The sequence below is a fragment of the Aminobacter sp. P4_D5 genome (assembly GCF_056401815.1).
The window spans coordinates 1-549 of sequence record NZ_JBFUIP010001242.1 but is presented as its reverse complement, the minus strand read 5'-3'; the positions used below and the strand labels follow the sequence as shown (position 1 = coordinate 549).

The following is a 549-nucleotide window of genomic DNA, read 5'->3' as shown; positions in this document are numbered from 1 at the left end:
GTGCTGGCCTCCTTCCTCTCCTATGCGGTGGAGAAGCGGCTGACGAAGTATCCCGACGAGTTCGGCAAGGGCGCCATCGAGGGCGTGGCCGGGCCGGAAGCCGCCAACAACAGCGGCACGGCGGGCGCCTTCATCCCGCTGCTGACGCTCGGCATCCCCTCCAATGCGGTGACGGCGCTGCTGCTGGGCGCGCTGCTGGTGCATGGCGTGCAGCCGGGGCCGATGATCCTGGAGCGGCAGCCGGAGCTCTACTGGGGCGTCATCGCCTCCATGTATCTCGGCAACTTCATCCTGCTCGTGCTGAACCTGCCCTTCGTCGGCTTCTTCGTGCGCGCGCTGGAGGTGCCGCGGCGCTTCATGGCGACGTCCATCCTGCTGATCTGCGTGATCGGCACCTGGAGCACCGGGCTGAACCAGTTCGACGTGCTGCTGGCTGCCGTCTTCGGCATCCTGGGCTTCCTGCTGCGCCGCGCCGGCTTCGACCTCGGGCCCCTGGTGCTGGCCTGCTGCGCCGCGCCGGCTTCGACCTCGGGCCCCTGGTGCTGGCCT

Annotated in this window: 1 protein-coding gene; it reads left to right on the top strand. The window is 69.2% G+C overall.

Annotation, left to right across the window (positions count from 1 at the left end):
* On the top strand, window positions 1-549 hold a 549-nt coding region (locus AC1DWF_RS37720), incomplete at both ends, for a tripartite tricarboxylate transporter permease (protein WP_476843524.1).